Annotated in this window: 30 protein-coding genes and 1 riboswitch; of the genes, 17 read left to right on the plus strand and 13 right to left on the minus strand. The window is 71.2% G+C overall.

Going from position 1 to position 25077, the window contains the following annotated elements; all coding sequences use genetic code 11:
* Window positions 1–4: 4 nt before the first annotated feature.
* Window positions 5–92: riboswitch (ZMP/ZTP riboswitch) on the plus strand.
* 59 nt (window positions 93–151) lie between these two features.
* Window positions 152–1396 carry a phosphoglycerate dehydrogenase gene (serA, locus tag LO931_RS08185; RefSeq protein ID WP_229052875.1) on the plus strand — a complete coding sequence of 415 codons (1245 nt, stop codon included), beginning with the start codon at window positions 152–154 and terminating at the stop codon, window positions 1394–1396.
* Here serA and LO931_RS08190 read toward each other — a convergent pair.
* The 5 genes from LO931_RS08190 to LO931_RS08210 form a co-directional block, all read right to left on the minus strand.
* The gene (locus LO931_RS08190) at window positions 1389–1832 is read right to left on the minus strand and encodes a hypothetical protein (RefSeq protein ID WP_229052877.1); all 444 of its coding nucleotides are present in this window, start codon (window positions 1830–1832) and stop codon (window positions 1389–1391) included. The two genes, serA and LO931_RS08190, sit on opposite strands and share 8 nt — an antisense overlap.
* Window positions 1829–2245: a hypothetical protein gene (locus LO931_RS08195; protein ID WP_229052879.1), complete on the minus strand. Its 417-nt coding sequence runs from the start codon at window positions 2243–2245 to the stop codon at window positions 1829–1831. The genes LO931_RS08190 and LO931_RS08195 overlap by 4 nt, the downstream gene beginning before the upstream one ends.
* Before the next feature lie 91 nt (window positions 2246–2336).
* Entirely contained in the window at window positions 2337–2780 is a 444-nt protein-coding gene (locus LO931_RS08200; RefSeq protein WP_229052882.1) for a hypothetical protein, read from the minus strand.
* A gap of 64 nt (window positions 2781–2844) precedes the next feature.
* The gene (locus LO931_RS08205) at window positions 2845–3489 is read right to left on the minus strand and encodes a hypothetical protein (protein ID WP_229052883.1); all 645 of its coding nucleotides are present in this window, start codon (window positions 3487–3489) and stop codon (window positions 2845–2847) included.
* A 9-nt stretch (window positions 3490–3498) separates the two neighbouring features.
* The gene (locus LO931_RS08210) at window positions 3499–4320 is read right to left on the minus strand and encodes an NAD-dependent protein deacetylase (protein ID WP_229052886.1); all 822 of its coding nucleotides are present in this window, start codon (window positions 4318–4320) and stop codon (window positions 3499–3501) included.
* Between the two features lie 93 nt (window positions 4321–4413).
* On the opposite strand from LO931_RS08210, the gene LO931_RS08215 reads away from it, so the two are divergent.
* Entirely contained in the window at window positions 4414–4617 is a 204-nt protein-coding gene (locus LO931_RS08215; protein WP_229052888.1) for a hypothetical protein, read from the plus strand.
* A gap of 5 nt (window positions 4618–4622) precedes the next feature.
* Here LO931_RS08215 and LO931_RS08220 read toward each other — a convergent pair whose 3' ends face one another.
* The 3 genes from LO931_RS08220 to LO931_RS08230 all read right to left on the minus strand — a co-directional run bounded on the left by LO931_RS08220 (window position 4623) and on the right by LO931_RS08230 (window position 8428).
* Entirely contained in the window at window positions 4623–5156 is a 534-nt protein-coding gene (locus LO931_RS08220) for a DUF1697 domain-containing protein (protein ID WP_229052890.1), read from the minus strand.
* Window positions 5153–6196, minus strand: a complete 1044-nt coding sequence (locus LO931_RS08225) for an NADP-dependent oxidoreductase (protein WP_229052892.1) — start codon at window positions 6194–6196, stop codon at window positions 5153–5155. Before LO931_RS08225 ends, LO931_RS08220 begins: the two co-directional genes overlap by 4 nt.
* A gap of 192 nt (window positions 6197–6388) precedes the next feature.
* Window positions 6389–8428, minus strand: a complete 2040-nt coding sequence (locus LO931_RS08230; protein WP_229052894.1) for an NADPH-dependent 2,4-dienoyl-CoA reductase — start codon at window positions 8426–8428, stop codon at window positions 6389–6391.
* Between the two features lie 44 nt (window positions 8429–8472).
* Between LO931_RS08230 and LO931_RS08235 the strand changes: the two genes are divergently transcribed.
* Window positions 8473–8724: an SCO4848 family membrane protein gene (locus LO931_RS08235; protein ID WP_229052896.1), complete on the plus strand. Its 252-nt coding sequence runs from the start codon at window positions 8473–8475 to the stop codon at window positions 8722–8724.
* Here the strand turns inward: LO931_RS08235 and LO931_RS08240 are convergent.
* Window positions 8697–9254, minus strand: a complete 558-nt coding sequence (locus LO931_RS08240) for a PadR family transcriptional regulator (protein ID WP_229052898.1) — start codon at window positions 9252–9254, stop codon at window positions 8697–8699. The genes LO931_RS08235 and LO931_RS08240 overlap by 28 nt on opposite strands.
* A gap of 104 nt (window positions 9255–9358) precedes the next feature.
* Between LO931_RS08240 and LO931_RS08245 the strand changes: the two genes are divergently transcribed.
* From LO931_RS08245 to LO931_RS08265, 5 genes are all read left to right on the plus strand, one after another.
* Complete coding sequence (locus tag LO931_RS08245) at window positions 9359–10027, plus strand: EcsC family protein (RefSeq protein WP_229052900.1); 669 nt, start codon at window positions 9359–9361, stop codon at window positions 10025–10027.
* 70 nt (window positions 10028–10097) lie between these two features.
* Entirely contained in the window at window positions 10098–11057 is a 960-nt protein-coding gene (locus tag LO931_RS08250) for a phosphotransferase (protein WP_229052902.1), read from the plus strand.
* Window positions 11050–11715, plus strand: a complete 666-nt coding sequence (gene aat, locus LO931_RS08255; RefSeq protein WP_229052903.1) for a leucyl/phenylalanyl-tRNA--protein transferase — start codon at window positions 11050–11052, stop codon at window positions 11713–11715. The genes LO931_RS08250 and aat overlap by 8 nt, the downstream gene beginning before the upstream one ends.
* Window positions 11716–11824: 109 nt before the next feature.
* The gene (locus LO931_RS08260) at window positions 11825–12097 is read left to right on the plus strand and encodes an HU family DNA-binding protein (protein WP_229053115.1); all 273 of its coding nucleotides are present in this window, start codon (window positions 11825–11827) and stop codon (window positions 12095–12097) included.
* Window positions 12098–12351: 254 nt separating this feature from the next.
* On the plus strand, window positions 12352–12762 hold the full coding sequence (locus LO931_RS08265) for an ATP-binding protein (protein ID WP_229052904.1): 411 nt from the start codon (window positions 12352–12354) through the stop codon (window positions 12760–12762).
* A 3-nt stretch (window positions 12763–12765) separates the two neighbouring features.
* Here the strand turns inward: LO931_RS08265 and LO931_RS08270 are convergent, their stop codons facing one another.
* The gene (locus LO931_RS08270) at window positions 12766–13932 is read right to left on the minus strand and encodes a nucleotide sugar dehydrogenase (RefSeq protein WP_229052906.1); all 1167 of its coding nucleotides are present in this window, start codon (window positions 13930–13932) and stop codon (window positions 12766–12768) included.
* A 187-nt stretch (window positions 13933–14119) separates the two neighbouring features.
* Here LO931_RS08270 and LO931_RS08275 point away from each other — a divergent pair, with 187 nt between their 5' ends.
* The 3 genes from LO931_RS08275 to LO931_RS08285 are packed head-to-tail and all read left to right on the plus strand — an operon-like array spanning window position 14120 to window position 16701.
* The gene (locus LO931_RS08275) at window positions 14120–15613 is read left to right on the plus strand and encodes an MFS transporter (RefSeq protein WP_229052908.1); all 1494 of its coding nucleotides are present in this window, start codon (window positions 14120–14122) and stop codon (window positions 15611–15613) included.
* Window positions 15614–15640: 27 nt separating this feature from the next.
* Window positions 15641–16489, plus strand: a complete 849-nt coding sequence (locus LO931_RS08280) for a DUF5926 family protein (protein WP_229052910.1) — start codon at window positions 15641–15643, stop codon at window positions 16487–16489.
* Between the two features lie 14 nt (window positions 16490–16503).
* Entirely contained in the window at window positions 16504–16701 is a 198-nt protein-coding gene (locus tag LO931_RS08285; RefSeq protein ID WP_229052911.1) for a hypothetical protein, read from the plus strand.
* Window position 16702: 1 nt separating this feature from the next.
* Here LO931_RS08285 and LO931_RS08290 read toward each other — a convergent pair whose 3' ends face one another.
* Both LO931_RS08290 and LO931_RS08295 read right to left on the minus strand, forming a co-directional pair.
* Entirely contained in the window at window positions 16703–18118 is a 1416-nt protein-coding gene (locus LO931_RS08290) for a hypothetical protein (protein WP_229052913.1), read from the minus strand.
* Between the two features lie 84 nt (window positions 18119–18202).
* Window positions 18203–18820 (minus strand): TetR/AcrR family transcriptional regulator, encoded by a 618-nt coding sequence (locus LO931_RS08295; RefSeq protein ID WP_229052915.1) that lies wholly within the window; start codon window positions 18818–18820, stop codon window positions 18203–18205.
* Window positions 18821–18907: 87 nt separating this feature from the next.
* Here LO931_RS08295 and LO931_RS08300 point away from each other — a divergent pair, with 87 nt between their 5' ends.
* From LO931_RS08300 to LO931_RS08320, 5 genes are all read left to right on the plus strand, one after another.
* On the plus strand, window positions 18908–19882 hold the full coding sequence (locus LO931_RS08300; protein ID WP_229052917.1) for an ATP-binding cassette domain-containing protein: 975 nt from the start codon (window positions 18908–18910) through the stop codon (window positions 19880–19882).
* On the plus strand, window positions 19879–20721 hold the full coding sequence (locus LO931_RS08305; protein ID WP_229052922.1) for an ABC transporter permease: 843 nt from the start codon (window positions 19879–19881) through the stop codon (window positions 20719–20721). Before LO931_RS08300 ends, LO931_RS08305 begins: the two co-directional genes overlap by 4 nt.
* A gap of 153 nt (window positions 20722–20874) precedes the next feature.
* A complete protein-coding gene (locus tag LO931_RS08310) occupies window positions 20875–21516 on the plus strand; it encodes a histidine phosphatase family protein (RefSeq protein WP_229052924.1) in 642 nt (213 codons plus the stop codon).
* Between the two features lie 26 nt (window positions 21517–21542).
* Window positions 21543–22358 carry an SDR family NAD(P)-dependent oxidoreductase gene (locus LO931_RS08315; protein WP_229052926.1) on the plus strand — a complete coding sequence of 272 codons (816 nt, stop codon included), beginning with the start codon at window positions 21543–21545 and terminating at the stop codon, window positions 22356–22358.
* Window position 22359: 1 nt separating this feature from the next.
* Entirely contained in the window at window positions 22360–23118 is a 759-nt protein-coding gene (locus LO931_RS08320; protein ID WP_229052928.1) for an SDR family oxidoreductase, read from the plus strand.
* Between the two features lie 130 nt (window positions 23119–23248).
* Here LO931_RS08320 and LO931_RS08325 read toward each other — a convergent pair whose 3' ends face one another.
* Window positions 23249–24139 (minus strand): NAD-dependent epimerase/dehydratase family protein, encoded by an 891-nt coding sequence (locus LO931_RS08325; protein ID WP_229052930.1) that lies wholly within the window; start codon window positions 24137–24139, stop codon window positions 23249–23251.
* Window positions 24140–24261: 122 nt separating this feature from the next.
* On the opposite strand from LO931_RS08325, the gene LO931_RS08330 reads away from it, so the two are divergent.
* A complete protein-coding gene (locus tag LO931_RS08330) occupies window positions 24262–24948 on the plus strand; it encodes a TetR/AcrR family transcriptional regulator (RefSeq protein WP_229052932.1) in 687 nt (228 codons plus the stop codon).
* The last annotated feature ends 129 nt before the right edge of the window (window positions 24949–25077 follow it).

Raw genomic sequence — 25077 nt, forward strand, 5'->3', positions numbered from 1 at the left:
GCTGGGCCTGCCCGGCGACTGGCGTTGAGGTGGGAGACCACCAGGGAGCCGGGCAGCTCACGACATCGGGACCGTTCGCCTGGGCCCACGAGTCAGCCCCTGACCACCGTCAGCCCTGACCCGGGAGGCCCCCTACATGACGATGACGACGATGACCCACGACACCACACTTCCTGCCCGCCGCCTCGACGACGCCGACGTGCGCGTCCTGCTGCTGGAGAACATCCACGCCGACGGCCGCGACTTCCTGCGCGGCAAGGGCTACCAGGTCGAGACCCAGGACGGGGCGCTCGGCGAGGACGACCTCATCGAGGCCATCCAGGGCGTCCACCTGCTCGGCATCCGCTCGACGACCTACATCACGCCCAAGGTCCTCGAGCACGCCCCGGACCTGCTCGCCATCGGCGCGTTCTGCATCGGCACCAACCAGATCGACCTGGCGGCCACGTCCCGCGCCGGCATCGCGGTCTTCAACGCGCCGTACTCCAACACGCGCTCGGTCGTGGAGCTCGCGATCGCCGAGATCATCTCGCTCGCGCGGCGCCTGCACGAGAAGTCCACCGACATGCACCGCGGCGTGTGGAACAAGTCGGCCGCCGGCAGCCACGAGATCCGCGGACGCACGCTCGGCATCGTCGGCTACGGCAACATCGGCAGCCAGCTGTCGGTCATCGCCGAGGCCCTCGGCCTGAAGGTCATCTTCTTCGACATCGACGACAAGCTCGCGCTCGGCAACGCCAAGCGCTGCTCCACGCTCGAGGAGCTGCTCGGCGAGGCCGACGTCGTGACGCTGCACGTCGACGGTCGTCCCGGCAACGCCGGCTTCTTCGGCCCGGAGCAGTTCGACGCGATGAAGCCGCGTTCCCTGTTCCTCAACCTGTCCCGCGGCATCGCGGTCGACACCGAGTCGCTGCGCGGGCACCTGGAGTCGGGTCACATCGCCGGCGCCGCGCTCGACGTCTTCCCCGTGGAGCCGAAGCGCCAGGGCGACCCGTTCAGCTCCGAGCTGCAGGGCATCCCCAACGTGATCCTGACGCCGCACGTCGGTGGCTCCACCGAGGAGGCCCAGCAGGACATCGGCCGCTTCGTCGCCTCGAAGCTGCGCTCCTACGCGTCCTTCGGTGGCACGTCCTTGAGCGTGAACTTCCCGGAGATGAACCTGCCGGCCGATCCCGCCAAGAAGCGCGTCGCCTACGTGCACGAGAATGCCCCGGGCGTGCTCGCGCGCATCAACACGCTGCTGGGCGAGCACGAGGTCAACATCGAGGGGCAGCAGCTCGCCACGCGCGGCGAGCTCGGCTACGCCGTCACCGACGTCGCGACCGACGTCGGCCCCGCGGTGCTCGCGGCGCTCGCGGCGCTGCCCGAGACGATCCGCGTCCGCCAGCTCAGCTAGTCGGGCGGCTCGCCGACGCGCGAGGCGATGGCACGAGCAGGGCCAGGGCTCCGGCGGCCGTGGCGACGACCGTGCCGGCCAGGGTCATCCAGAGACCCCAGGCGGCCTCGCGCGTCCGCGTGCCTCCGACCTCGTACTGGGCGACGTCGGCGGCGGTCGAGGTGACGATGCTGAACGCTGCCAGCGCCGTGAACAGCAGGGCCAGGTAGGCGAGCGGCAGCACGACCCAGCGGACCGCGGCGGCGACGTGGGGCGGGCCGAACCCGAGCACCCCGGCCAGGGCGACCAGCACCGCGAGGGCCAGCGGCACGGTGCCCACGCTGTTGATCCCGGCGTAGGAGGTCTCCTCGATCGTGCTCCACGGACCGACGCAGCCGATGATCACCATCGTGGTGCCGACCAGGGCCAGGGCAGCCATGAGGCGGAGCTGGTTCATGACGCGGTCCGAGGCGTGCGGGCCAGCACCATCATGATGCTGCCACCGAGCAGGGCGACGGCGCCGGCCACGACGAGCCAGATGCCCCAGCTCACCGCCATGGCGCTGCTCGCGCCAGCAGCGTCGAACAGGCGGGCGCCGAGCGACTGCTGGAGGTGCATCGCCGTGAGGCCGAGGACCAGCAGGGCGAACGGAAGCACGAACCAGCGGGTGAACCTCGAGACGGCAGCCGTCGTGAGGGTCGCCACAGCGACCAGCGCGGCCGCCGCGGCCGGGTACAGCAGGAGGTAGCCGTTGCTGCTGACGCCGGTGCGGGTGTAACCGTCAGCGACGGCCCAGGGGCTGAAGCAGCCCACGACCACCAGGACGACGCCGACGAGCGCCACGGTCGAGGCGGTGCGGATCTGGTTCATGCCTCGACGGTAGGTGCGGTCGACCGGGATCGCGACGGGGAGCGCTCTCCGGAACAACGGCCGTCGTGACGAGGCGCCCCGGGTCACCGGATCAGCTGGGACGCGGCGCGGCGTCGCCACGAGGCGACGGCGCGAGGGCCGCACCGATCCCGCCGATCGTCGCCACGACGGCCCCGACCAGGCTGATCCAGACCCCCCAGGCGTTCTCGCGGGTGAGCGGTGGACCGTCGATCCCCTGAGCCACGTCGGCGGAGGTCGAGGTGGCGACGTCGATGATGATGACGACCGTCAGGAGCACGAGGAGCGCAGCGACGGGGAGCAGGAGCCACCGCGCCGCAGACGCGACCGCTCGTCCCACCAGTCCGCTCGCAACCACGACGAGCGCGACCAGGCCGGCGAGGGCCCAGGCGGCCTCCGAGCCGCTCAGGCCCGGGTAGGTCCGGTCGCCGATGCTGCTCCACGGTGCGAGCGCGCCGACGATCCAGACGACGGCGCCGAGCGCCATGACCCCCGTGGCGATCCTGAGCTGGTTCATGCCATGACGGTAGGTGCGCTCGGCGGGTGCCGCGACGGGGAGGGCTCCCCGGAACAACGGCGGTTCAGGCGCTGGGCGGTGGCGGAGGCGGCCCCTGTGGGGGCGTCGGGACCTGCGGGGCGCCGGTCGATCCGGGGTAGGCCGGGCCCGTGGTCGGCCAGGCCGGCGCCTGCGGTGCGGGCTGCGGCGGGTGCGCGCCGGGGTGCGGCGGGTACGGCTGGGCCTGCGGCGGGTACGGCTGGGGATACGGCTGCGGTGAGTACGGGGTGGGGACCCACGGCGTCGCCAGCAGCGGGCGCGGCATCGGCGCGATCGTGAGCAGCAGACCGGCCACGACCGCCGTCACGGCACCGATGAGCACGACCCACAGACCCCATCCGACCGTGAGGCCGAGCGACGAGACGCCCAGCTCGGAGGCGAACTCGTTGCCCGAGCTGCTGATGTCGACGACGTCGATGATCGCGACGAGGAGGGCCAGGAAGCCGAACGGCAACACGAACCACCGCATCACGCGCGCCACGGACAGGGGGGCGAAGACCCCGCCGGCGAACCCGCCGATCAGGACGGCGAGCACCAGCGTGATCACGCCGTCGCCCTCGAGACCGCCCTTGGTGAAGCCACCGAAGGACGCCCACGTGCCGACGCTGCCGATCAGGACCAGCAGCGCGCCGAAGGTCGCGAAACCGGCGAGCACCCGCGTGATGAGCATGCCGAGAGCCTAGGCGGTGGCGTGCGACCCGAGGCGCTGATCCAGGCAGTCCGCCAGGGTCTCCGCGACGCCGGCCTCCACCTTCACGGTGGCGAGCGCGTCGCCGCGCGTCGTGCCGCGGTTGACGATGGCGACGGGGATGCCGCGCTTCGCCGCCGCCCGCACGAAGCGCAGGCCGCTCATGACCTGCAGCGACGACCCGAGCACCAGCAGCGAAGCCGACCGCTCGACGAGGTCGAAGCAGTGGGCGACCGTCGGCTTCGGCACGCTCTCGCCGAAGAACACGACGTCCGGCTTCAGTCGACCGTCGCACGTCGTGCAGGTCGCGACGACGAAGTCCTCGGTGTCCTCCAGCAGCACGTCGCCGTCGGGCGCCATGACCGCCTCGCGTTCCGTCCACCCGGGGTTCAGCTCCGTGAGACGCACCTGCAGGTCGGTGCGGGGAGTGACCTCCCGGCAGTCCAGGCAGATGACGCGGTCGATGGCGCCGTGCAGCTCCACCAGGTCGCGGTGGCCTGCTCGGCCGTGCAGCCCGTCGATGTTCTGCGTGATGAGGCCGGCCAGGCGGCCCTCGGCCTCGAGCCCGGCGAGCAGCTGGTGCGTCGCGTTGGGATCGGCCGCGTGCATGCGGCTCCAGCCGACGTGGGCGCGGGCCCAGTAGTGCCGCTGGGCCTCCGGGGTGGCCGCGAACTCCTGGTACGTCATGGGCGTGCGCGGCGTGCTGTTCGGTCCGCGGTAGTCGGGGATGCCCGAGTCGGTCGAGACGCCCGCGCCGGTCAGCACGAGCACGTCGCCCGCGTCGACCATCAGCCGAAGGGTCGGGGTGCTCATAGGTCAAGAGTAGGTCGCCGGTTCACCCCTGCGGCCGGTGCGAACTGTCGGTGGCGCGCGCCACGATGGAGGAACGGCACACGAGGGGGACCCATGGCGCACACACGACACGACGAGGGCCAGGACGCAGGCTGCGCCGAGCAGGAGCGCACCGGCGACCACTTCGTCTGGGGCGTCATCATCGGCTCCACCACGGGTGCCGCGCTCTGGACCATGTTCGACGTCTGGTGGCTGGCCGGCATCGGCATGCTGGCCGGCATCGCTGCCGCCTCCTGGATGGACCAGTCCGACCGCTGAGGGCGTCAGGCCGTCAGGTCGAGGAGCTTCTGCACCGTGTTGAGGTTGCGGGCGGTGCCCTTGACGCCGAGCCTGCGCCCGATCGTGGCGTCCTTCATCTGTGGTCGCCCGGCGCCGTCGGCGTAGCGCACGTGCATCTCACGACCCACGACCTCCCAGAGGTCGTCACCGGTCGGCACCTCGTGGGCCGCCGCGAGGGCCTCGGCCGTGGGCGCCTCCGTCAGGAACGTGACGTACGAGAACTTCGGCTCGACCACCTCGAACGGGTGGGCGGCCAGCGCCGCGGCGACCTCCTCCCGTGAACGGCTGATGACCTCGCGGAAGAAGCCGAACCGCGCCTCCACGGCCTTCTCGAGGGCGCGGTCGAACGCCTCGGGGTCACCCGGCGGCACGCAGAGCAGGTTGCCGGACGCGATGTAGGTCGAGACCTCGGTGCCGCCCAGCTCGGCGGCCACCTCCCGCAGCTCGGCCATCGGGAGCTTCGCGCCGCCCACGTTGACCGCGCGCAGGAGGTGCAGCCGCACGGGCGCCCCGCTCATGCGCGGCTCGGGTCCTCGCCGACCTGCACCAGCAGCTTGCCGACGTTGCGCCCGGTCAGCAGACCGCGGAAGGCGTCGACCGCGTTCTCCAGGCCCTCCACGACGTCCTCGCGGTACTGCACCGTGCCGGCACCGACCCAGCCGCCCATCTCGCGCAGGAAGTCGGCGTGGTGCTCGGCGACGAACTCGTCCTGGATGAAGCCGCGGATCGTCAGGCTCTTGGTGAGCACCCGGCGCAGCAGCGCCGGGCCCGGCTCGGCGCCCTCGCGCGGCTCGGTGGCGTTGTAGTCGGCCACGAGCCCGCAGACGGGGATGCGCCCGTAGGTGTTCATGCGGCGGACCACGGCCTCGCCCACGGTGCCGGCGACGTTCTCGAAGTACACGTCGACCCCGTCGGGGGTGGCAGCCTTGAGCTGCTCGACGAAGTCGGGTGCACGGTGGTCGAGCGCCTCGTCGAAGCCGTAGACGTCGCGCAGGATCTTGACCTTCTCGGCGCCGCCGGCGATGCCGACCGCCCGGGCGCCCTTGGCGCGCGCGATCTGGCCCACGGCGGAGCCGACCGGTCCGGCGGCCGCGGCCACGACGACGGTCTCACCCTCCTGCGGCTTGCCGATCTGCAGGAGCCCGGCGTACGCGGTGAAGCCCGGCATGCCCAGCACGCCGAGCGCGGTCGAGATCGGTGCGGTGGCGGGATCGAGGCGGCGCGTCTGGCGGGCCGGGACGACGGCGTGCGACTGCCACCCGGTGAACGCCAGGACGTACGTGCCGACCGGGCGGGTCTCGGACCGCGACTCGACGACCTCGCACACCGTCGAGCCGACCATCACGTCGCCCAGCTCCACCGGCGCGGCGTACGACTTCGCGTCGCTCATGCGGCCGCGCATGTAGGGGTCGAGCGAGAGGTAGATCGTGCGCAGCAGCACGTCGCCCTCGCCGAGCGCGGGGACGTCGACCGTGTCGATCGTGAAGTCGTCGTCGGCCGGCTCGCCCACGGGGCGACGGGCGAGGCGGATCTGCGTGCTGGTCGTGGAGGAGCTCATTCCCCGACGGTACCGAGCCCCCCGACCCCCACCCCTCCGCGGTTTCCCACGAGACCCCCTACGACTTCGTCGTGGGAGGTGCCCCCACGTCGGAAACTTCCTGGGTTCACCCAGGAATCCCGCGTCGCGCGCACGAAGTTTCGTACGCTCGACGCGGGATTCGAGCGGTCTCGTGGGAAACCGCAGGTGGCGCTAGAGGCGGGCGGCGAGCTCGGTGGCCTGCTTGATCGCGCGCTTGGCGTCGAGCTCGGCGGCGACGTCGGCGCCGCCGATCACGTGGTGCGTCACGCCCGCCTCGGCCAGCCCGTCGACCAGGTCGCGCACCGACTCCTGCCCGGTGCACAGCACGATCGTGTCGGCCTTGACGAGGATCTCGACCGGTTCGGCCTTCTCGTGCTCGCGCTGGGTGAGGTGCAGGCCCTCGTCGTCGATGCGGTCGTAGGTGACGCCCTTGATCATCTCGACGCCGGAGTCCTTGAGCGTCTGGCGGTGCACCCAGCCCGTGGTCTTGCCGAGCCCCTTGCCGAGGTCCGACGTCTTGCGCTGCAGGAGGTAGACCTGGCGTCGCGGCGGTGCGAGCACCTTGGTGCCGAGCCCGCCCCGCTCGCCGCCGTCGACCTCGAGCGACGGGTCGACGACGCCCCACCTCTCCTGCCACTCCTCCACCGACTCGTCGGGCTCGTGCAGGAGGAACTCGCTGACGTCGAAGCCGATGCCACCGGCGCCGAGCACCGCGACGGTCCGGCCGACGGGAGCGCCCTCACCGATGACCTGCTGGTAGGTGACGACGCTCGGGTGGTCGATGCCCGGGATCGACGGCACGCGCGGCTCGACGCCGCTGGCGACGACGACCTGGTCGAAGCCGACCAGGTCCTCGACGGTGGCGCGGCGGTTCAGGTGCACCTTCACGTCGCGCACCTCGAGCATGCGGCGGTAGTAGCGCACGGTCTCCTTGAACTCCTCCTTGCCGGGGATCTCCATCGCGAGCTTGAACTGCCCGCCGATCTCCGGAGCCGCCTCGAAGAGCTCGACCTCGTGGCCGCGACCGGCCAGCTCCACCGCTGCCGCCAGGCCCGCGGGCCCGGCGCCGACGACGGCGATGCGCTCGACCGTGCGGGTCGGCAGCAGCACCAGCTCGGTCTCGAAGCCGGCGCGCGGGTTGAGCATGCAGGTCGCGCGCTGGTTCTTGAAGGTGTGGTCCAGGCACGCCTGGTTGCAGGCGATGCACGTGATGATCTCGTCGGCGCGGCCCTCCTCGGCCTTGCGGACGAAGTCGGGGTCGGCCAGCAGCGGGCGGGCCATCGAGATCAGGTCGGCCTGGCCCTCGGCCAGGATCCGCTCGGCGACCTCGGGGGTGTTGATGCGGTTCGACGCCACCACCGGCACCGAGACGGCGGCCTTCAGGCGAGCCGTCAGCGGCGCGAACGCGGCGCGCGGCACCGACGTCACGATCGTGGGCACGCGGGCCTCGTGCCAGCCGATGCCGGTGTTGATGATGCTGACGCCGGCCTCCTCCAGGAGGTGCGCGAGCTCGATCGTCTCCTCCCACGACTGCGCGTCGTCGACGAGGTCGAGCAGGCTCATCCGGTACAGGATGATGAAGTCCTCACCCACCATCTCGCGCGTGCGCTTGACGATCTCGACCGGGAACCGCATGCGCTTGGCCGCGGAGCCGCCCCAGGCGTCGGTGCGGGTGTTGGTGCGGGCCGTGATCATCTGGTTGATCAGGTAGCCCTCGGAGCCCATGATCTCGACGCCGTCGTACCCGGCGCGGCGGGCGAGCCTGGAGGCCTTCGCGAAGTCCGTGGCGGTCTGGTCGACCTCCTTGGTGCTCAGCGCCCGCGGCTTGAACGGGGAGATCGGCGACTTGCGGGTCGAGGCCCCCTTGACGAAGGGGTGGTAGCCGTAGCGCCCGGCGTGCAGCACCTGCATCGCGATCTTGCCTCCGTGCTCGTGCACCGCCTCCGTGACGGGCTTGTGGCGGTCGGCGATGCGCGTGGAGTTCATCGTGCCGCCGAACGGCAGCAGCCAACCCGTGCGATTGGGCGAGATGCCGCCCGTGATCGACAGCGCGACCCCGCCCTTGGCGCGCTCGGCGAAGTACGCCGCCCACTTCGGGACGTCCTTCGCGCGGTCCTCCAGCTTGGAGTGGATCGAGCCCATGATGACGCGGTTGCGCAGCGTGGTGTGGCCCAGGTCGAGGGGGCTCAGCAGGTGGGGGTACTCGTTCATCGGGTCGTCTCCCGGCTCTGGGTGGGGTGCTGTTTCATGGGGGCGTGATCTCGAAGCTCTCGGCCTGGCTGCTGGTGGTGGCCGGCGTGTTCAACGTGGTGATCTGGCCGCGGTTCGCGAAGGCGATCGTCGACGACGACCGCGCGTGGGCCGGCGAGGCCTGGTCGAGCACGCCGCAGGCGTTCTTCTGGGTGCACGCCGTGCTGATCGGCACCGCGATGACGCTGGGCGTCATCGTGCTCGTGGTCGGCGTGCGCGCGCTGCGGAGTCATCGGGTCTCCTCCCCCGGCGCCTGAGGCACGAGCGCCTGAAGGATCTCCTCGCACCACTCGATGCCGCCGCGCTCGGCGCGCATGCCCCCGCTGAGCACGAGCCACGCGCCCAGCTGCTCGGCGGGCACCGCCGAGGGATCGGGGTAGTACCGAGCGGCACTCGCCTCGTAGCCGGCCAGGGTCGCGAGGTGGTCGGCCCGTCGCTGGCGCACGGTCGCGACGATCGCGTCGCGGTCACCGAACGGCAGGGCCCGCAGCTTCACCGCGAGGTCGCTGCGGAGCACCTCGGGGCCGGTGGGCGTGGTCGTGAAGGCCGCGAGCTCGTCGCGCCCCTCCCCCGTGATGGCGTAGACCTTCTTGTCGGGCCGACCGTCCTGCGCCACGAGGTGCGACTCGACGAGCTTGTCGGCCTCCATGCGGCCGAGCACCTTGTAGATCTGCTGGTGGCTGGCCTTCCAGAAGTGGCCGATCGAGGCGTCGAAGCGTCGCGCCAGCTCGTAGCCGCTGGCGGACCGTTCCGCGAGCGACACCAGGATCGCGTGCTCGAGGGCCATGGCGGCACGGTAGTACGCAACTCGATGCATGTGCAACCAGTTGCACATGCATCCCGCCGTCCGGTCACAGAGCGCCGTGGTGGTCCCGCTCCTAGACTCGCGGCATGGGAGTCGGGAAGAAGATGGCTGCGGCCGCCGGAGCACAGGCCGCGCCGAAGATCGGCTGGAGCTTCGTGCGCCAGGCACTCGACAAGGCCATCGACGGCGTCGGGCCCCTGAGGTCGGCCGCCGAGTCGGCCACGAGCCACATGGTCGACGCGCGCGGCGACGTCGAGCAGGCGATCACCACGCTGACCCGCACCCACGTCGCCCTCGCCGGCGCCCAGGGCTTCGTCACGAACCTCGGCGGCATCGCCACGGTGCCCGTCTCGGTGCCCGCGAACGTCGCCGGCGTGACGCTGCTCCAGGCCCACCTGGTGGCCGGCATCGCCCACCTGCGCGGTTACGACCTCGACGACCCCCGCGTGCGCAACGCGATCCTCGCGGCGATGCTCGGGGATGACAAGGTGCGTGACCTGGTCAAGCGCAAGAGCCTCCCGTCGCCGCCGATGGGTCTTGCGACCGCGCCGACCCACGACCCCGAGCTCGACCGACTGATCGCCGGGGAGCTGACCGGGGAGCTCATCGCCCGCACGGTCGGACGCCGTGCCGTCACCTTGATGGCGCGCCGCATCCCGGGCGTCGGCGGCGTCGTCGCGGGTGGCACCGACGCGTACCAGACCCGCCAGATCGGTCAGTACGCCGCGAAGGAGCTCAAGGACCGCCGCCTGTAGCTCCGCCGGTGGTCGCCGTCCACCTCGGCCAGCGGGGGCACCGAACCGCTCCGGGCAGTAGCGTCAGGGCATGGACCGCGCGTTCTCCGTCGAGGTCGCGCAGGCGCCGTGGCGCCGCGAGGTCGAGGCGTGGATCGCCGAGCACCTGCCCGGCGCGACGATCGAGTCGGTCGAGCAGCCCCGCATCCGGCCGTGGTCGACGCAGCTCCGGATCGAGACGAGCCGTGGCCGCCACTGGTTCAAGGCGCTCCCGCCGGGGGCCGCCTACGAGGCGGGCCTGCACGCGCTCCTGGCCGACCTGGCTCCCGACGACGTCTCGAAGCCCCTCGCGGTCGATGCGGCCCGCGGGTGGATCCTCGACGTCGACCACGGTCCGACGTGGCACGAGCAGCGAACCGCGACGACGGCCGACTGGCAGGCGCTCATGGCCGGGATCGCCCGGCTCCAGCAGCGGCTCGCGCGCCACGGCACGGCGATCCTCGCGACCGGACTGCCCGACTGCCGGCCGACCCGCACGGTCGACCTGTTCGACCGCTTCGTGATGCTGTTCGCCGAGCTCGACGTCGACCACCCGTGCCACCTCGACCAGGGCGTCGCGGCCGAGCTGCGCGAGCAGCGGCCGCGGGTCGCCGCTGCGGCCGGCCGTCTGCTCGACTCCGCCCTCCCGTCGACGTTCCAGCACGGCGACGTGCACACGAACAACGTGTTCGCGACGCCCGAGGGCCTGCGCCTGTTCGACTTCGGCGACGCCCAGTGGGCGCATGCCCTCGAGGTCCTGGCCGTGCCACGCGGCGTCATCGACGCCGACGAGGGCGACGTCGCCTGGGAGCCGGTCCTCGCGGCCTACGCCGCGGAGTGGGACCTGACGCCCGACGACCTGGTCGACGACCTCGCCGCGACGTGGACGACCCAGTCGGTGCACCGCTGCCTCACGTGGTGGCGCGCGCTCTCCAGCGCCTCGGCCTCGGAGTGGGCCGACTGGGGTGACGCGCCGGTGCACCACCTGACCCGCGTGCTGGCCCATGACTGAGCCGCAGCCGCTCCCGCCGTCCCCCTGGCAGTTCCCGGAGCCGGGCGATCCGGTGGAGCTCCCGCCGGTCGACTGCGTGGTCGGCGGGGCCGACCTGGAGCCGTCGACCGTGGTGGCCGCGTACCGGGCCGCCCTGTTCCCCATGGGCGACGACGGCGGTGCGCCCCTGTGGTGGTCGCCGATGCAGCGCGGCATCCTGTGGCCGGAGCAGCTGCACGTCAGCCGCTCCCTGCGCCGGGCGATGGGCCGGTTCACGACGACGGTCGACACGGCGTTCGAGGACGTCATCGACGCCTGCGCCGACCCGAGCCGTCCCGGCGCCTGGATCGACGAGCCGATCCGCGAGGCGTACGTCCGGCTGCACGAGCTGGGCTGGGCGCACTCGGTCGAGGTGTGGTCGGAGGACCAGCTCGTCGGCGGCCTCTACGGGCTCGAGATCGGCGACCTCTTCGCCGGGGAGTCGATGTTCCACCGCGCGACCGACGCCTCGAAGATCGCCCTCGTCGAGCTCTGTCGGCGGATGGCCGGCGGACTCGTCGACGTCCAGTGGCGGACCGACCACCTGGCCACGCTGGGGGTCGTCGAGGTGCCGCGCGAGGAGTACCGCCAGCTCGTCGTGCGCCACCGCGACCGCCGCTCACCGGACCGGTGGACCTGAAAAAGGCCGAAAATTCGGGCAACACGCAGGGCCCGGTGGTTGGCAGGGCCCACCCGCTCCCTAGACTGAGGCCGATCCAGATCCACCTTTTCTAGGAGCAGTTGTGGCTATTTCCCGCAGTGACCTCGTCGCGGCCCTCGCCGAGAAGTCCGGCACCACCAAGACGGTCGCCGACTCCGTGCTGTCGTCGTTCACCGACGTCCTCCTCGAGGCCGTCGCCGCTGGCGACAAGGTCTCGATCCCGGGCATCCTCTCGGTCGAGCGTGTCGAGCGCGCCGCCCGCACCGGTCGCAACCCCTCCACGGGCGAGACCATCGAGATCCCCGCCGGCTTCGGCGTGAAGGTCAGCGCCGGCTCGAAGCTCAAGGCCGCCGCCAAGTAACACCGCTTCACCGCACTGACGACGCCGCCGCACCCCCTGGGGTGCGGCGGCGTCGTCGTCCCGACCGGTTTTCAGGCGTGCACCGCCCGCTTCTCGCCCTGAGGACCCGGCACGCGGTATCGTTGAGCGATCAACATGGGGGTCCCCGACTTTCCATATGTCCAGGGCATGGCTAACTTGGACTATGGACAGGGAGCCCAACGGGCCATCCGCGAAGCTGCGGGTGACTCAGAAGACGAGGAAGCGAGGACCGGATGCAGCGTTCGCATGACGTGCTCCGCTTCCCCTTCGCGCGCTCCACTCCTGGCATCGCGCGCACGAAGCTCGCCGGGTTCCTGACGGTCAACCAGGTCCCGTCCGAGCGCATCGACGACGCGCTGATCGTGCTGAGCGAGATGCTCACCAACGCCGTGAGCCACGGCAAGCCCGGTGAGGACGGCACTATCGAGGTGACCTGGTCCATCGCCAAGGGGCTCCTGGAGATCAGTGTCCGCGACTACGGCATGGACTCCCGGCTGGAGCCGATCGACTTCGACCACGACTCGCTCAGCGGTCGCGGGCTCTCGATCATCAGCAGCATCGCCGACCGCTGGTGGGTCGACATCGCCGACGGCACCCGCGTCAACGCCGAGATGACGATCGACGCGGCCGCCGGCCGTTCCTGATCGTCAGTCCGACCCGAACAGGTCGCGGGTGTAGACCTTCTCGTCGACGTCGGCCAGCTCGCTCGTGCGACGGTTCACGACGATGACGTCGCTGCGGCGCTTGAACTCCTCCAGGTCCCGCAGCACCTCGGAACCGAAGAACGGCTCGTCCGGCAGCAGCGGCTCGAACACGACGACCTCCACGCCCTTGGCCTTGAGCCGCTTCATGACGCCCTGGATCGACGACATCCGGAAGTTGTCCGAGCCGGCCTTCATGACGAGCCGGTAGATGCCGACGGTGGTGGGTTCGCGGCGCAGGATGTCGGTCGCGACGAAGTCCTTGCGGGTCGTGTTCGCCTCGACGATCGCACTGATGAGGTTCTGCGGGACGTCGCGGTAGTTGGCCTGCAGCTGCCGGGTGTCCTTCGGCAGGCAGTAGCCCCCGTAGCCGAACGAGGGGTTGTTGTAGTGGTCGCCGATGCGCGGGTCCAGGCCCACGCCCTCGATGATCTGACGCGTGTCGAGGCCGTTGAGCGCCGCGTAGGTGTCGAGCTCGTTGAAGTACGCGACCCGGAGGGCGAGGTAGGTGTTGGCGAACAGCTTGATCGCCTCGGCCTCGGTGGACCCAGTGATGAGCACCGGCACGTTCGAGGCCACGGCACCCTCGACGAGCAGCTGGGCGAACTCCTTGCCCTCGGCGGTCTCGGAGCCGACGACGATGCGCGACGGGTGGAGGTTGTCGTGCAGCGCCCGACCCTCGCGCAGGAACTCCGGGGAGAAGATGATGGTGAGACCGGGGTGCTCGTCGCGCAGTCGCGCGGTGAAGCCGACCGGGACGGTCGACTTGATGACGATCGCCGCCCGCGGGCTCGCGGCACCGGCGGCGGCCACGACGGCCTCGACGGTGCTGGTGTCGAAGTAGTTGGTGCGCGGGTCGTAGTCGGTGGGCGTCGCGACGACGATGAAGTCGGCGTCCGCGTAGGCGGCCTCGGCGTCGAGCGTCGCGCTCAGGTCCAGGGGCCGCTCCGCGAGGTAGCGCTCGAGCTCGACGTCCTCGATGGGCGACTCGCGCCGGTTGATCTGGTCGATCTTGTGCGGATCGATGTCGACCGCGACGACCTGGTGGTTCTGGGCGAGCACCACCGCGTTGGACAGTCCGACGTACCCGGTACCGACGACGCAGATCTTCATGTCTCGAGACGTACCGGGCGGACGTGGAGCCCGTCCGACGAGCGCAACGATGCCGCGCGACCGCGCGGTGAACAGTGGGCGAGCACGTCGCGGGTGACCGTCGACACAATCGCTGGGGGAATAATGGTTGCCCTGCGAGACTTGTTCAGTTCGACACGTCCGCACTTCAGACAGGCTCTCCAGCACCGTGGAAACCGCTCGCCGCACGCCGTACCAGCTGACCTTCGCGATCCTCGCCGTGGCGGTGGGGTCCTTCGCGCTGATGCAGTCGATGACCGTGCCGGTCCTGCCCACGATCGAGGCCAAGTTCGAGGTCGAGCAGTCGACGGCCACGTGGGTGCTGACGGCCTACCTGCTGTCGGCCTCGGTCTTCACGCCCATCATCGGGCGCCTCGGCGACTCGGTCGGCAAGCACCGGATGCTCGTGTTCTCGATGGTGTTCCTGTCGCTGGGCTCCCTCACGGCGGCGCTGGCCCCGACGATCGAGGTCATGATCGCCGGCCGCGTCCTGACCGGCATCGGCGGCGGCGTGCTGCCCATCGCGTTCGGCATCATCCGCGACGAGTTCCCGCGCCAGCGGGTCGCGGGCGCCGCGGGCTTCGTGTCCTCGCTGATGGCCGTCGGCTTCGGCACGGGCATCGTGGTCGCCGGCCCCATCTCCGACGGTCTCGGGTTCCGCTGGCTCTTCTGGATCCCCTTCATCGTGACCTCCCTGGCGGCCCTGGCCGCCTGGCGCTTCGTGCCCGAGTCGCCGGTGCGCACGCCCGGTCGCATCCCCGTGCTGCCCGCCGTGCTGATGGCCGGTTGGCTCGTCGCGCTGCTGCTCGGCCTGAGCCAGGCCCCGCAGTGGGGCTGGGGCTCGCCCGCCGTCCTCGGCCTGGTGGCCGTCGCCGTCGTGCTGCTCGTCGCCTGGGTCTGGGTCGAGCACCACGAGACCGTGCCGCTGATCGACATGCGCATGATGCGTCTGAAGGGCGTCTGGACCGCCAACCTCGTGGCGCTGCTCGTCGGCTTCTCGATGTACGCGACGTTCGGCTTCCTGCCGCAGTTCCTGCAGACGCCCGAGTCGACCGGCTACGGCTTCGGCGCCACGACGGCCGTCTCGGGCTACCTGATCCTGCCGAACGCGGTCGCCTCGTTCATCTGCGGCATCGCCGCAGCCCCCTTGGCTCGCCGCCTCGGCGCGAAGACCGTGGTCGTCGCCGGTGGCGTCCTCGGTTCGCTCGGCATGGCCGGGCTCGTGGTCATGCACGACAGCGCCTGGCAGATCCTGCTCGTCAACGGCGTGGCGGGCTTCGGCATCGGCTTCGTCTTCTCGAGCCTCGCGCCGCTGATCCTCGCGGCCGTCCCCGCGCACCAGAGCGGCGTGGCCAGCGGCATGAACGCCAACATCCGCACGATCGGCGGCGCCATCGGCACGGCCGTGATGTCGACCATCGTCACGAGCCAGACCGCGTCCACCGGACTGCCCACCGAGACCGGCTACCTCACCGGGTTCGGCGTGCTCGCCGCGATGATGCTCGTCGCCGCGCTCGCGGGCCTGCTGATCCCGACGGTTCGCCGCAGCGCCGACGGTCCGGTCGGCGACGCCGATGCGGCGTCCGGCTCCTCGCAGGGTGACCTCGTCGAGGCTCCGCGCCAGGGGTCGGACAGTGGCGTGCGGGTCCCGGTGACCGCCTGACGGGGGACGGCCCCCTAGGCTCGCCCCATGGGCAAGAAGTCGCGCCGCAAGGGCGAGAAGAAGGCACGGATGCCGTACGTCGCACGCACCTTCGAGGGGCTGGCCGGCGAGCTGGACCTCGTGGCGCTGCGCGAGTTCGTGCCGTCGGCCACCGGCACCGTCACCCTCGCCGAGGGGGTCGAGGGCGCCGGTCGCGAGATCCAGGTGTGCTCGCTGCTCCCCGGCAACGGAGCGGGCCTGGTCCGTCCCGACGGTCAGATCTGGGTCGGCCTGCAGGTCCTGCACAACCACGGTGACATCAGCCGCGACTACGCCGGCATCATCGAGACGGCGCTGACGCTCGAGCCCGGACAGCCCGTCGCCGTGAGCGATCCCGGCGTCGGTCCGCGACTCCAGGAGCTGCTCGTCACCGACGCGCCCTTCGAGGTCACGGTGCATGAGGGCTTCGACTTCTGGCTCGAGGGCGTCGAGGCTGGCGACCAGGCTCGGGCGCTGCTCGAGCAGGCGAACGCGAGCGCCGCCCCCACCGTCAAGCTCGACGGCGTCGAGGCGGCCTACTGGACCCAGATGGGGGAGCGCCGCTTCCTCCGCTGGGTGCAGCCCCACGACGAGTCGACGCTGCTCGACGCGTTCGCCCGCCTGCACGCTGCGGGCGAGGACCACCTGGGCGAGGGTGTCCGTCTGATCGGCATGTTCCGCGCTCACGGTCTGCTCGTGCCGGTGTGGGAGACCGACGGTGAGGCGGCAGCGCTCGAGGAGCCCGCCGTCGCCCTGAAGGCTCGCATCGACGAGGCGCTCGCCGACACCAGCGACCTGACGGCCGAGCAGCGCGACGCCCGCAGCGGGCTCGCCAACCGCCAGCTGACGATCCGCTAGGCGGCGCCCCGCAGATGCGTGTGTGGATCGTGCGGGGCCTGCTGGTGGTCGTCCTGTCCGTCCTGCTCGTCTACGCCGTCGCCGGCAGCTCACGGATCAGTGGTCCCGTGCTGTTCACCCTCGTGGAGAACCGCCACGGCGTGCACGTGGGCGACGTCGTCGCGTTCGTCACGTGGTGCGTCGGCCTGGGGGCCGTCGCCCGCGTGAAGTAGGTCAGCCCCTCAGCGCACCGATGCCCAGCACCGCGGCGAGGCCGAGGGCGCTGCGCGGGTGGTACGCAGCCGTCCAGAGGCCGCCGTGCGCGGCACCCCGGTGCTCGTCCTGCCACGGCTCCTCGGACGGTGCCTGGTCGGCCCGCAGGTCGTGCACGAGCAGCGCCGCCATCAGCACGTTGGACGTGGCGGGGTCGAAGACCTCCACGCCGAAGCGGTGGGCGCCGGAGTAGGCCGCCGCGAGCGCCTTGTTCTTGAGGACGGAGCGCGTGCGGGTGGCCGGGGCGACGTTGAGCGACACGCGTGCGCCGGCCGCGATCGCGTCGGTGGCACGCCAGCGCTGCAGGCGCTTTGCGAGCGCGTAGTTCGGGCCCTGCTGCGGCACGAGCGCGTCGCACGTGCCGATCCGGGCGCCCGGCGCGTAGTGGCGCTGGAGGAGGCGTCCGCCGCTCACGACCCGCAGCGGGGCCCGGGTCAGCGAACGCCGACCGTACTTCTCCTCCGCGAGACGGATCTCGTCCTCCGCCACGACGTACACGTCGGTCGGCGTCGCCAGGAACGAGAGCCCGGTGTCGGGGCGGTGCTTCAGCAGGTGGGCGGCCAGGGCGTCCGCCGCCATCGAGACCAGCACGTGCGTGGCGCCGTCGGCGTAGCAGTAGTTGCCGAGGACGAGCCGGCCCGGCACGTGGTCGAGCCACTCCGCGATCGCCGGGAGGTCGACCAGCAGGTCTGCGCCGGTGTCGGCCGACGACTTCGTGACGATGCGCGCGGGCAGGTGCGTGCGTCCCGCGCCCTCGCGGGCCTGCTCGACGAGACGCTCCTGCAGGTCCTCGCGCGGCAGGTCGATCGCGACGGTCTCGGCGCCCCAGCGCTGCAGCGCGCGCAGCGGCCCCATCTCGGCACCCGCGCCCAGGACGACGACCGTGTCGCCCTCGAGGCGCAGCCACTCCGGGTTGGCCATGACGGTGCGCACGGCGTCCGCGCAGGACGGCGTGATGATGCCGTTGTCGAGCCAGGCGACGAGCTGCGCCTCGAGGGCCGCCCCTCGCAGGCGCTCGCCGCGATACGGGACCGAGAGCTCGGTCTCGGGCTCGGCGCCACCGTCGACGGGCGTGGTCTTGAGCATCTGGGCCAGCGGCGCGGAGTCGATCGCCTCGGTCAGGGGGCCGTCGCCGAAACGCATCTGGTCCTGGGCCGAGCGCAGCCCGTCGTGCGCGATGCGCCGTGCCGCGGCAGCGTCGCCGATGCCCGCCTCGACCGCCCGCACGTAGTGGGCCAGGTAGTTCCGTCGCCAGTTGGTCTCCTGCTCCACCGCGCGGGCGCCGACCGGATCGGCCTTCCTCAACGCGTCCGCCAGCACGTCGCGTGCGGTGGAGGTGGTGCTCTCGGTCGGAAAGCGCAGCCCGGCATCGGTCATGGTCGACTCCTTCTCCTCCAGGCACCGTAAGGAGGCAGTGGAGTTACTCGGAAGTTGAACTCCGTGTGACCGGGCCCACGTGCGTCACGTGGGCCGCTCGCGGCACACCCCGTCGATGATCGCCTCGACGACCCGGCGGGCCTGGCGGCGCACTTCCGCCGGCGGCAGCGCGGCGAGCGGCCCCCGGGTGGCGAGGCCGGCGAACCCGTGGACGGTCGCCCAGCACGCCCACCGCGCCCCGTCGCGGGCTGCGGCGCCGAGGAGGCCCGCCGCGACCATCTCGTCGAGCGCGTCGACCAGCATCCGGTACGGCGGCGCCTCGCGCGGGGCGGCGTCCTCGGGTCGGCTGCCCGGTGCGGGGAAGAACGCGACGGCGAACCACCCCGGCTCGCCGAGGGCGAAGTCGATGTAGCCGAGCCCGACCGCCCGGAGGCCGTCGATCGCCTGCGTGGCCCGGTCGCCCGTTCCGCTGCGGAGGGCGACCATGCGGTCGACCATCAGGTGCTGGATCCGCTGGCCGACGGCGTCCAGCAGCTCGCGTCGGTCCGCGAAGTGGCGGTAGGCCGCGTTGGGCGAGACGCCCACCGCGCGGGTGACCTCCCGCATGCGGAGCGCCTCGGGTCCCTCCTGCCGCGTCAGCGTCAGCCCGGCCTCGATCAGGGCCTCGCGCAGGTCTCCGTGGTGGTACGGGCGATCACCCACCGCCATTGACCTCACCACCCTCGACTCCCTAGGCTGGGTCCATCCTAGTGTGTACGGTGTCCACATTGCCACGCGGAAGGTGTGCCCATGAGTGACTTCGCGATCGAGACCACCGGTCTCGTGAAGGTCTTCGGCGAGCACCGCGCCGTCGACGGCGTCGACCTGCAGGTGGCCCCGGGAGGCGTCTACGGCGTGCTCGGGCCCAACGGCGCCGGCAAGACCACGACGATCCGCATGCTCGCCACGCTGCTCAAGCCCGACGGCGGGTCGGCCCGGGTGCTCGGGCACGACGTCGTCACCGAGTCGCACCAGGTCCGCTCCCGCGTCGCCATGACCGGCCAGTTCGCCTCGCTCGACGAGGACCTGACCGGCCTGGAGAACCTCGTCATGCTCGCCAAGCTCTACGGCTACCGCGGCACGGCGGCCCGCGACCGCGCCGACCAGCTGCTCGACGCCTTCGACCTGACCGAGGCGGGCACCAAGCAGGTCAAGAGCTACTCCGGCGGCATGCGTCGACGCATCGACATCGCCGGCAGCATCGTGGTGCGTCCCGACCTGATGTTCCTCGACGAGCCCACCACGGGTCTCGACCCTCGCAGTCGCAACCAGGTCTGGGACATCGTGCGGGCCTTGGTCGGGGCCGGCACCACGGTGCTGCTCACGACCCAGTACCTCGACGAGGCCGACCAGCTGGCCGACCGCATCGCCGTGATCGACCGCGGCAAGGTCATCGCCGAGGGAACCACGGGTGAGCTCAAGGCCTCCGTCGGCACGGGCGCGCTGCGCATCCGCGTGGCCGACCCGGCCGACCGCGACCGCGCGGGCGTGCTGCTCGCCGAGGCCCTCGGCGGCGAGCCCGTCACGGAGAAGGATCCCTACGCGCTCAGCCTCAACGTCTCCTCGCCCGGTGACGTCCCGGCCGCGCTCGTGCGGGTGCGCGAGCACGGCGTCGACGTCAGCGAGTTCTCGCTCGGCCAGCCCAGCCTCGACGAGGTGTTCCTCGCCCTCACCGGCGAGCACGTGGCCGATGTCGAGTCCACCGATTCGGAGGTCCCGGCATGACCACCACTCCCACGTCCGCAGCAGCGGCGTCGATGGACGCCAAGGTGCGCGAGGCGGTCGGCAGTGCCGACCGGCCCGAGCCCGTCGGCCCGGTCGCGTCGTCGCTGATCTTCACGCACCGCGCGCTGCTCAAGATCAAGCACGTCCCCGAGCAGCTCTTCGACGTCACGATGTTCCCGATCCTGTTCACGCTGATGTTCACCTACATCTTCGGCGGCGCGATCGCGGGCTCCACGGGTCAGTACCTGGAGTACCTGGCGCCCGGCATCCTCGTGCAGACCGTCGTCATGATCACGATGTACACCGCGATGACGATCAACAACGACATCAAGAAGGGCGTCTTCGACCGCATCCGGTCGCTGCCCGTCTGGCGCCCGTCGCTCATGGTCGGCGCGCTGCTGGGCGACACCCTGCGCTACACGATGGCCTCGGCCGTGATCCTCGTCGTCACGATGCTGATCGGCTACCGCCCGCCGGGCGGCGTCGCGGGGGTCGTCACCGCCGTGCTGCTCCTGCTGCTGTTCTGCTTCAGCGTCAGCTGGATCTGGACCCTGCTCGGCATGAAGCTGCGCAGCCCGGAGTCGGTCATGGGCGTCTCGATGATGGTGCTGTTCCCGCTCACGTTCCTGTCGAACGTGTTCGTGCCGATCGACACGATGCCCGACTGGCTGCAGCCGGTCGTCGAGCACAACCCGGTCTCGATCCTGGTCGACGCGGTGCGCAGCCTCATGGTCGGTGACCCGCACGGCGGCTCGATCCTGCAGGTGCTGGTCATCTCCGGCGTCCTCGTCGCGATCTTCGGCCCCCTCACGATGCGCGCCTACTCCCGCAAGAGCTGACCACCCGCGGATTCCCACGAGACCGCTCGAATCCCGCGTCGAGCGCACGAAACTTCGTGCGCCCGACGCGGGATTCGTGGGTGGGGGCACCTCCCAGCACGAAGTGCGAGGGGGACACCCAGGAATCCGCAGGCCCCCCGCTAGCCTCGGGATGTGGGAGCCATTCATCTGATCCGGCACGGGCAGGCCTCGTGGGAGTCCGACGACTACGACCAGCTCTCCGAGCTCGGCTACCGGCAGGCGTCCTGGCTGGGCCAGTCGTGGGAGTCGTCCGGGTTCGCGCCGACGTGGTCGGTCGCGGGATCGCTCAAGCGGCACGCGCAGACCGCGGTCGGCGTCATCGACGCGATCGACGGCGACCTCTACGACGTCGACCCGGGCTGGAACGAGTACGACCACCTCGCGCTGACGGGCGCGTCGTCGACGGCCGACCGACCGAGCGACCCCAAGGAGTTCCAGCGCCAGCTCGACGCATCGCTCGAGGCGTGGGTCGGCGGCACCGGGTCGGCCGCGGGGGAGTCGTTCGACGAGTTCGAGACCCGCGTGCTGGGTGCCCTGGCCGTCGCCGGCGAGAACGCCGGGTCGGGGCAGGCGGTCGCCTCGTTCACCTCGGGCGGCCCCATCGCCCTCGTGGCCTCGCACCTGCTGGCGGGCGACGCGTCGCTGTTCATCACCCTCAACCGCGTCGTGGTCAACGCCTCAGTCACGACCGTCATGGTCGGCCGTGGCGGCACCCGCCTGCTGACCTTCAACGAGCACACGCACGTTCCGAAGGACGGCATCACCTTTCGCTGAGTTCAGATACCGGTAGTATCTGAAACATGACGACCTTCACCACGGGCACGCGCGTGCTCGTCACCGGCGCCTCCTCGGGCCTCGGCCTCGCCTTCGCCCAGCAGCTCGCGGCCTCGGGCTGCCGCGTCCTCGCCACCGACGTCCACGCCGAGGCGCCCGCCGAGCTGGCCGACCTGGACGGCGTCGACTACTTGACGCTCGACGTCACGCAGGACGCGCACTGGGACCGCGCCCACACCTGGGTCGTGGAGAACTTCGAGGGCCTCGACGTGCTGTTCAACAACGCGGGCGTCGCGGCCGGCGGACGCATCGAGCTGTCCGAGATCGACCAGTGGCAGTGGATCATCGACATCAACGTGCTGGGCGTCGTGCGCGGGTGCAAGACGTTCGTGCCGCTGTTCAAGGAGCAGGGTGCGGGGCACATCGTGAACACCGCGTCGGCTGCGGGCCTCGTGCACGCCCCCGGCATGAGCGAGTACAACGCGGTCAAGGCTGCGGTGGTCGCCCTCAGCGAGACCCTGCGGCACGAGCTCGACCCGTTCGACATCAAGGTCAGCGTCGTCTGCCCGACCTTCTTCAAGACCAACCTCGGTGACTCGATGCGCGGCAAGGACGAGGCGGCGCTGAAAGCGGCCTCGAAGCTGATCAACGGTTCCAGCCGCACCGCCGACGGCATCGCCCGCGAGGTGCTCAAGCAGGTGCGGCGCAACGCCTACCTGATCCTGCCCGACCGCGACGCGATCATGGCGTACCACGCGAAGCGCGTGGCCCGTCCGGTCTACGACCGGATGATGTTCAAGGCCGCTGCGAAGCTGGCCGCCCGGACCACCAGGAAGGCCTGACGTGCGTCGCACCATCCTCATCACCGGAGCCAGCTCCGGACTCGGGGCCGAGATGGCTCGCCAGTTCGCCGCGAAGGGTCACGACCTGGCCATCACGGCGCGGCGCACCGACCGTCTCGAGGAGCTCCGCGCCGAGATCGCGGCCGCTCACCCGGAGGTGAAGGTCTCGGTCCACGCGCTCGACGTGAACGACCACGACCAGGTCTTCGCGGTGTTCACGGCGGCCGCCCGCGAGCTGGGTGGCCTCGACCGCGTGATCGTGAACGCCGGTCTCGGCAAGGGCGGGCGCATCGGCACCGGCAAGTTCGAGGCCAACAAGGAGACCGCGGAGACGAACTTCATCGCGGCGCTCGCCCAGTGCGAGGCGGCGATGGAGCACTTCTACGAGCGCAAGGCCGGGCACCTGGTGCTGATCTCCAGCGTCTCGGCGATGCGCGGCATGCCGGGCTCGATGACCTCCTACGCCGCCACGAAGGCCGCCGTCGCGCACCTCGCGGAGGGCATCCGCATAGACCTGGTCAACCGCAAGGGGCACGACATCGCCGTCTCGACGATCTACCCGGGCTACATCGCCTCGGAGATGAACGAGAAGGTGGAGCAGGAGCAGAAGCTCATGGTCGACACCGCCACGGGCGTGCGCGCGATGGTCAAGGCCATCGACAAGGAGGTCGACGACGCCCCGGTGCCCGCCTGGCCCTGGCTCCCGCTGGGACAGGTGCTCAAGCACGCGCCCCGGGGCATTGCCCGCCGTCTGGTCTAGTACGCCCGCGCGGTTTCCCACGAGACCGCTCGAATCCCGCGTCGCGCGCACGAAGCTTCGTGTGCTCGACGCGGGATTGCTGGGTTGACCCAGGAAGTTTCCGACGGTCTCGTGGGAAACCGCGCCGGGGTCAGGCGGCGACCGTCGCCTTGGCGACGACGTCGAGCGGCGTCGCGTCGACACCGAGCTCGTCCCGCGTCGCCGAGAAGTCCATGCGGAGGGGCTCGGTGAACAGGTAGCCGGTCTGCGCGATCGTGCGCGTCTCGCGGTGCACGAGACCGACGGCGCGCATGACGCCCATCGGCACCGGGCTGATCTTCGGGAGGTCGACGCCGCCGGCCGCGGCGTACGCCTCGACCAGCTCGCGCTGGGTCGCGTGGATCGCGGGGGCGACCACGATCGGCGCGCTGGGACGCGCGCCCGTCGCCACCATCGTCGCGGCGAGGTCCGGCAGGTAGGTCCAGGCGTGGACCGTGTCGACGTGGCCCACGGGCCGCACCGTCCTCCCGGCGAGCGTCGGCTCCCACATGCGCGGCCCGGCGTGGGACTGACCGACGCCGGGGCCGATGAAGTCGCCCGCGACCACGCTGACGGTCGTGGCGGGTGACGCGGCGCGCTGGGCGAGCAGCGTCTTCCGCACCTCGCCGAGTGGGCTGCGGGGCGCGATGCGGCTGCTCGCGCTCACGGGGGCAGAGGCATCGAAGGCGTAGAGGCTCTCGGGGAACACGACGGTCGTGCCGGCGGCGGCAGCCGCCTCCAGCACCGTGCGCTCGAGGGGCGGGAGCTCCTTCTTCCAGGCGTCGTCGCGGTAGGCGGAGGCGTGGAGGCAGAGGTACAGGACGTCGACGTCCTCGAGGGCCGCGCGAAGCGCCGTGCCGTCCGTCGCGTCGAGCGGGACGGTCGTGAGGTCGGCAGGTCCGCGACCGGAGCGGGTGGCGACGGTGGCGTCGGCGCCCGCGGCGATGAGCTGTCGAGCAACGTGGGGGCCGATCTGTCCGGCGCCGATGACGAGGTGCTTCATGGTGTCTCCTGGATCAAAGTGTGAGCGGTGCTCTCGGTTTGAGTCTGCACCGATCTCACATAGAAAGCAAGAGCACTGCTCACATTTGTCAGGTGCGGTCTCGGATGCGTTAGCGTGAGGGCATGGAGACGCCCCGCCAGAGAGCCCGCAAGCAGACGATGGACGACATCGTCCGCCTCGGCCGGGAGCAGCTGGCAACGGTCACGCCGACGGAGCTCTCGCTGCGGGGGATCGCCCGCGAGCTGGGCATCGTGTCGTCGGCCATCTACCGCTACGTGAAGGACCGCGACGAGCTGCTGACGCTGCTCATCGTCGATGCCTACGACGAGCTGGGCGCCACGGTGGAGGACGCCGTGGCGGCCGCCTCGCGGCGCTCACCGCGGGCGCGTGCGCTGGTGGCCTGCCAGGCCGTGCGCGCGTGGGCGCTGCGGGAGCCGTCACGGTTCGCGCTGCTGTTCGGCACGCCCGTTCCGGGGTACGCCGCGCCGGCCGACCGCACGGTCGAACCGGGCACCCGGGTGCCGGCGGTGCTGCTCGCGCTCCTGGAGGAGGCGCATCGCTCCGGCGAGCTGGAACCGCCCTCCGGGCCCCTGCCCCGCCCGGTCCGCCGGGACATGGAGGAGATCCGGCGCGAGTACGGCCTCACCGTGCCGTCCGCGTCGCTCGCCCGTGGCATCGGCCTGTGGTCGGCCCTCGTGGGTGCCGTCTCGTTCGAGGTCTTCGACCAGTACGGCCCCGACACCTTCGCCGACCCCGGTGCCTTTTTCGACCTCCACCTGGAGTCCCTCATCACCGCCGTCGGCTTCTAGCCCGTACCCCTCGCGAGAGACCTTGTTACCCCTCGCGAGTGAGCTTGTCTGTGGGCAGGAGGAAACTTCACGCTCCTGTGCACCAACAAAGTCTCTCGCCGGCGGTAACAAAGTCTCTCGCGAGCGGTC

Source organism: Aeromicrobium sp. Leaf350 (assembly GCF_916858655.1).
Lineage (GTDB): Bacteria > Actinomycetota > Actinomycetes > Propionibacteriales > Nocardioidaceae > Aeromicrobium.

Bases quoted from the DNA above. Each gene is read 5' to 3' on its own strand.
- serA (WP_229052875.1), top strand. From the start codon at position 152: ATGACCCACGACACCACACTTCCTGCCCGCCGCCTCGACGACGCCGAC.
- LO931_RS08190 (WP_229052877.1), bottom strand. From the start codon at position 1,832: ATGAACCAGCTCCGCCTCATGGCTGCCCTGGCCCTGGTCGGCACCACG.
- LO931_RS08195 (WP_229052879.1), bottom strand. From the start codon at position 2,245: ATGAACCAGATCCGCACCGCCTCGACCGTGGCGCTCGTCGGCGTCGTC.
- LO931_RS08200 (WP_229052882.1), bottom strand. From the start codon at position 2,780: ATGAACCAGCTCAGGATCGCCACGGGGGTCATGGCGCTCGGCGCCGTC.
- LO931_RS08205 (WP_229052883.1), bottom strand. From the start codon at position 3,489: ATGCTCATCACGCGGGTGCTCGCCGGTTTCGCGACCTTCGGCGCGCTG.
- LO931_RS08210 (WP_229052886.1), bottom strand. From the start codon at position 4,320: ATGAGCACCCCGACCCTTCGGCTGATGGTCGACGCGGGCGACGTGCTC.
- LO931_RS08215 (WP_229052888.1), top strand. From the start codon at position 4,414: ATGGCGCACACACGACACGACGAGGGCCAGGACGCAGGCTGCGCCGAG.
- LO931_RS08220 (WP_229052890.1), bottom strand. From the start codon at position 5,156: ATGAGCGGGGCGCCCGTGCGGCTGCACCTCCTGCGCGCGGTCAACGTG.
- LO931_RS08225 (WP_229052892.1), bottom strand. From the start codon at position 6,196: ATGAGCTCCTCCACGACCAGCACGCAGATCCGCCTCGCCCGTCGCCCC.
- LO931_RS08230 (WP_229052894.1), bottom strand. From the start codon at position 8,428: ATGAACGAGTACCCCCACCTGCTGAGCCCCCTCGACCTGGGCCACACC.
- LO931_RS08240 (WP_229052898.1), bottom strand. From the start codon at position 9,254: ATGGCCCTCGAGCACGCGATCCTGGTGTCGCTCGCGGAACGGTCCGCC.
- LO931_RS08245 (WP_229052900.1), top strand. From the start codon at position 9,359: ATGGGAGTCGGGAAGAAGATGGCTGCGGCCGCCGGAGCACAGGCCGCG.
- LO931_RS08250 (WP_229052902.1), top strand. From the start codon at position 10,098: ATGGACCGCGCGTTCTCCGTCGAGGTCGCGCAGGCGCCGTGGCGCCGC.
- aat (WP_229052903.1), top strand. From the start codon at position 11,050: ATGACTGAGCCGCAGCCGCTCCCGCCGTCCCCCTGGCAGTTCCCGGAG.
- LO931_RS08265 (WP_229052904.1), top strand. From the start codon at position 12,352: ATGCAGCGTTCGCATGACGTGCTCCGCTTCCCCTTCGCGCGCTCCACT.
- LO931_RS08270 (WP_229052906.1), bottom strand. From the start codon at position 13,932: ATGAAGATCTGCGTCGTCGGTACCGGGTACGTCGGACTGTCCAACGCG.
- LO931_RS08280 (WP_229052910.1), top strand. From the start codon at position 15,641: ATGGGCAAGAAGTCGCGCCGCAAGGGCGAGAAGAAGGCACGGATGCCG.
- LO931_RS08285 (WP_229052911.1), top strand. From the start codon at position 16,504: ATGCGTGTGTGGATCGTGCGGGGCCTGCTGGTGGTCGTCCTGTCCGTC.
- LO931_RS08290 (WP_229052913.1), bottom strand. From the start codon at position 18,118: ATGACCGATGCCGGGCTGCGCTTTCCGACCGAGAGCACCACCTCCACC.
- LO931_RS08300 (WP_229052917.1), top strand. From the start codon at position 18,908: ATGAGTGACTTCGCGATCGAGACCACCGGTCTCGTGAAGGTCTTCGGC.
- LO931_RS08305 (WP_229052922.1), top strand. From the start codon at position 19,879: ATGACCACCACTCCCACGTCCGCAGCAGCGGCGTCGATGGACGCCAAG.
- LO931_RS08315 (WP_229052926.1), top strand. From the start codon at position 21,543: ATGACGACCTTCACCACGGGCACGCGCGTGCTCGTCACCGGCGCCTCC.
- LO931_RS08325 (WP_229052930.1), bottom strand. From the start codon at position 24,139: ATGAAGCACCTCGTCATCGGCGCCGGACAGATCGGCCCCCACGTTGCT.
- LO931_RS08330 (WP_229052932.1), top strand. From the start codon at position 24,262: ATGGAGACGCCCCGCCAGAGAGCCCGCAAGCAGACGATGGACGACATC.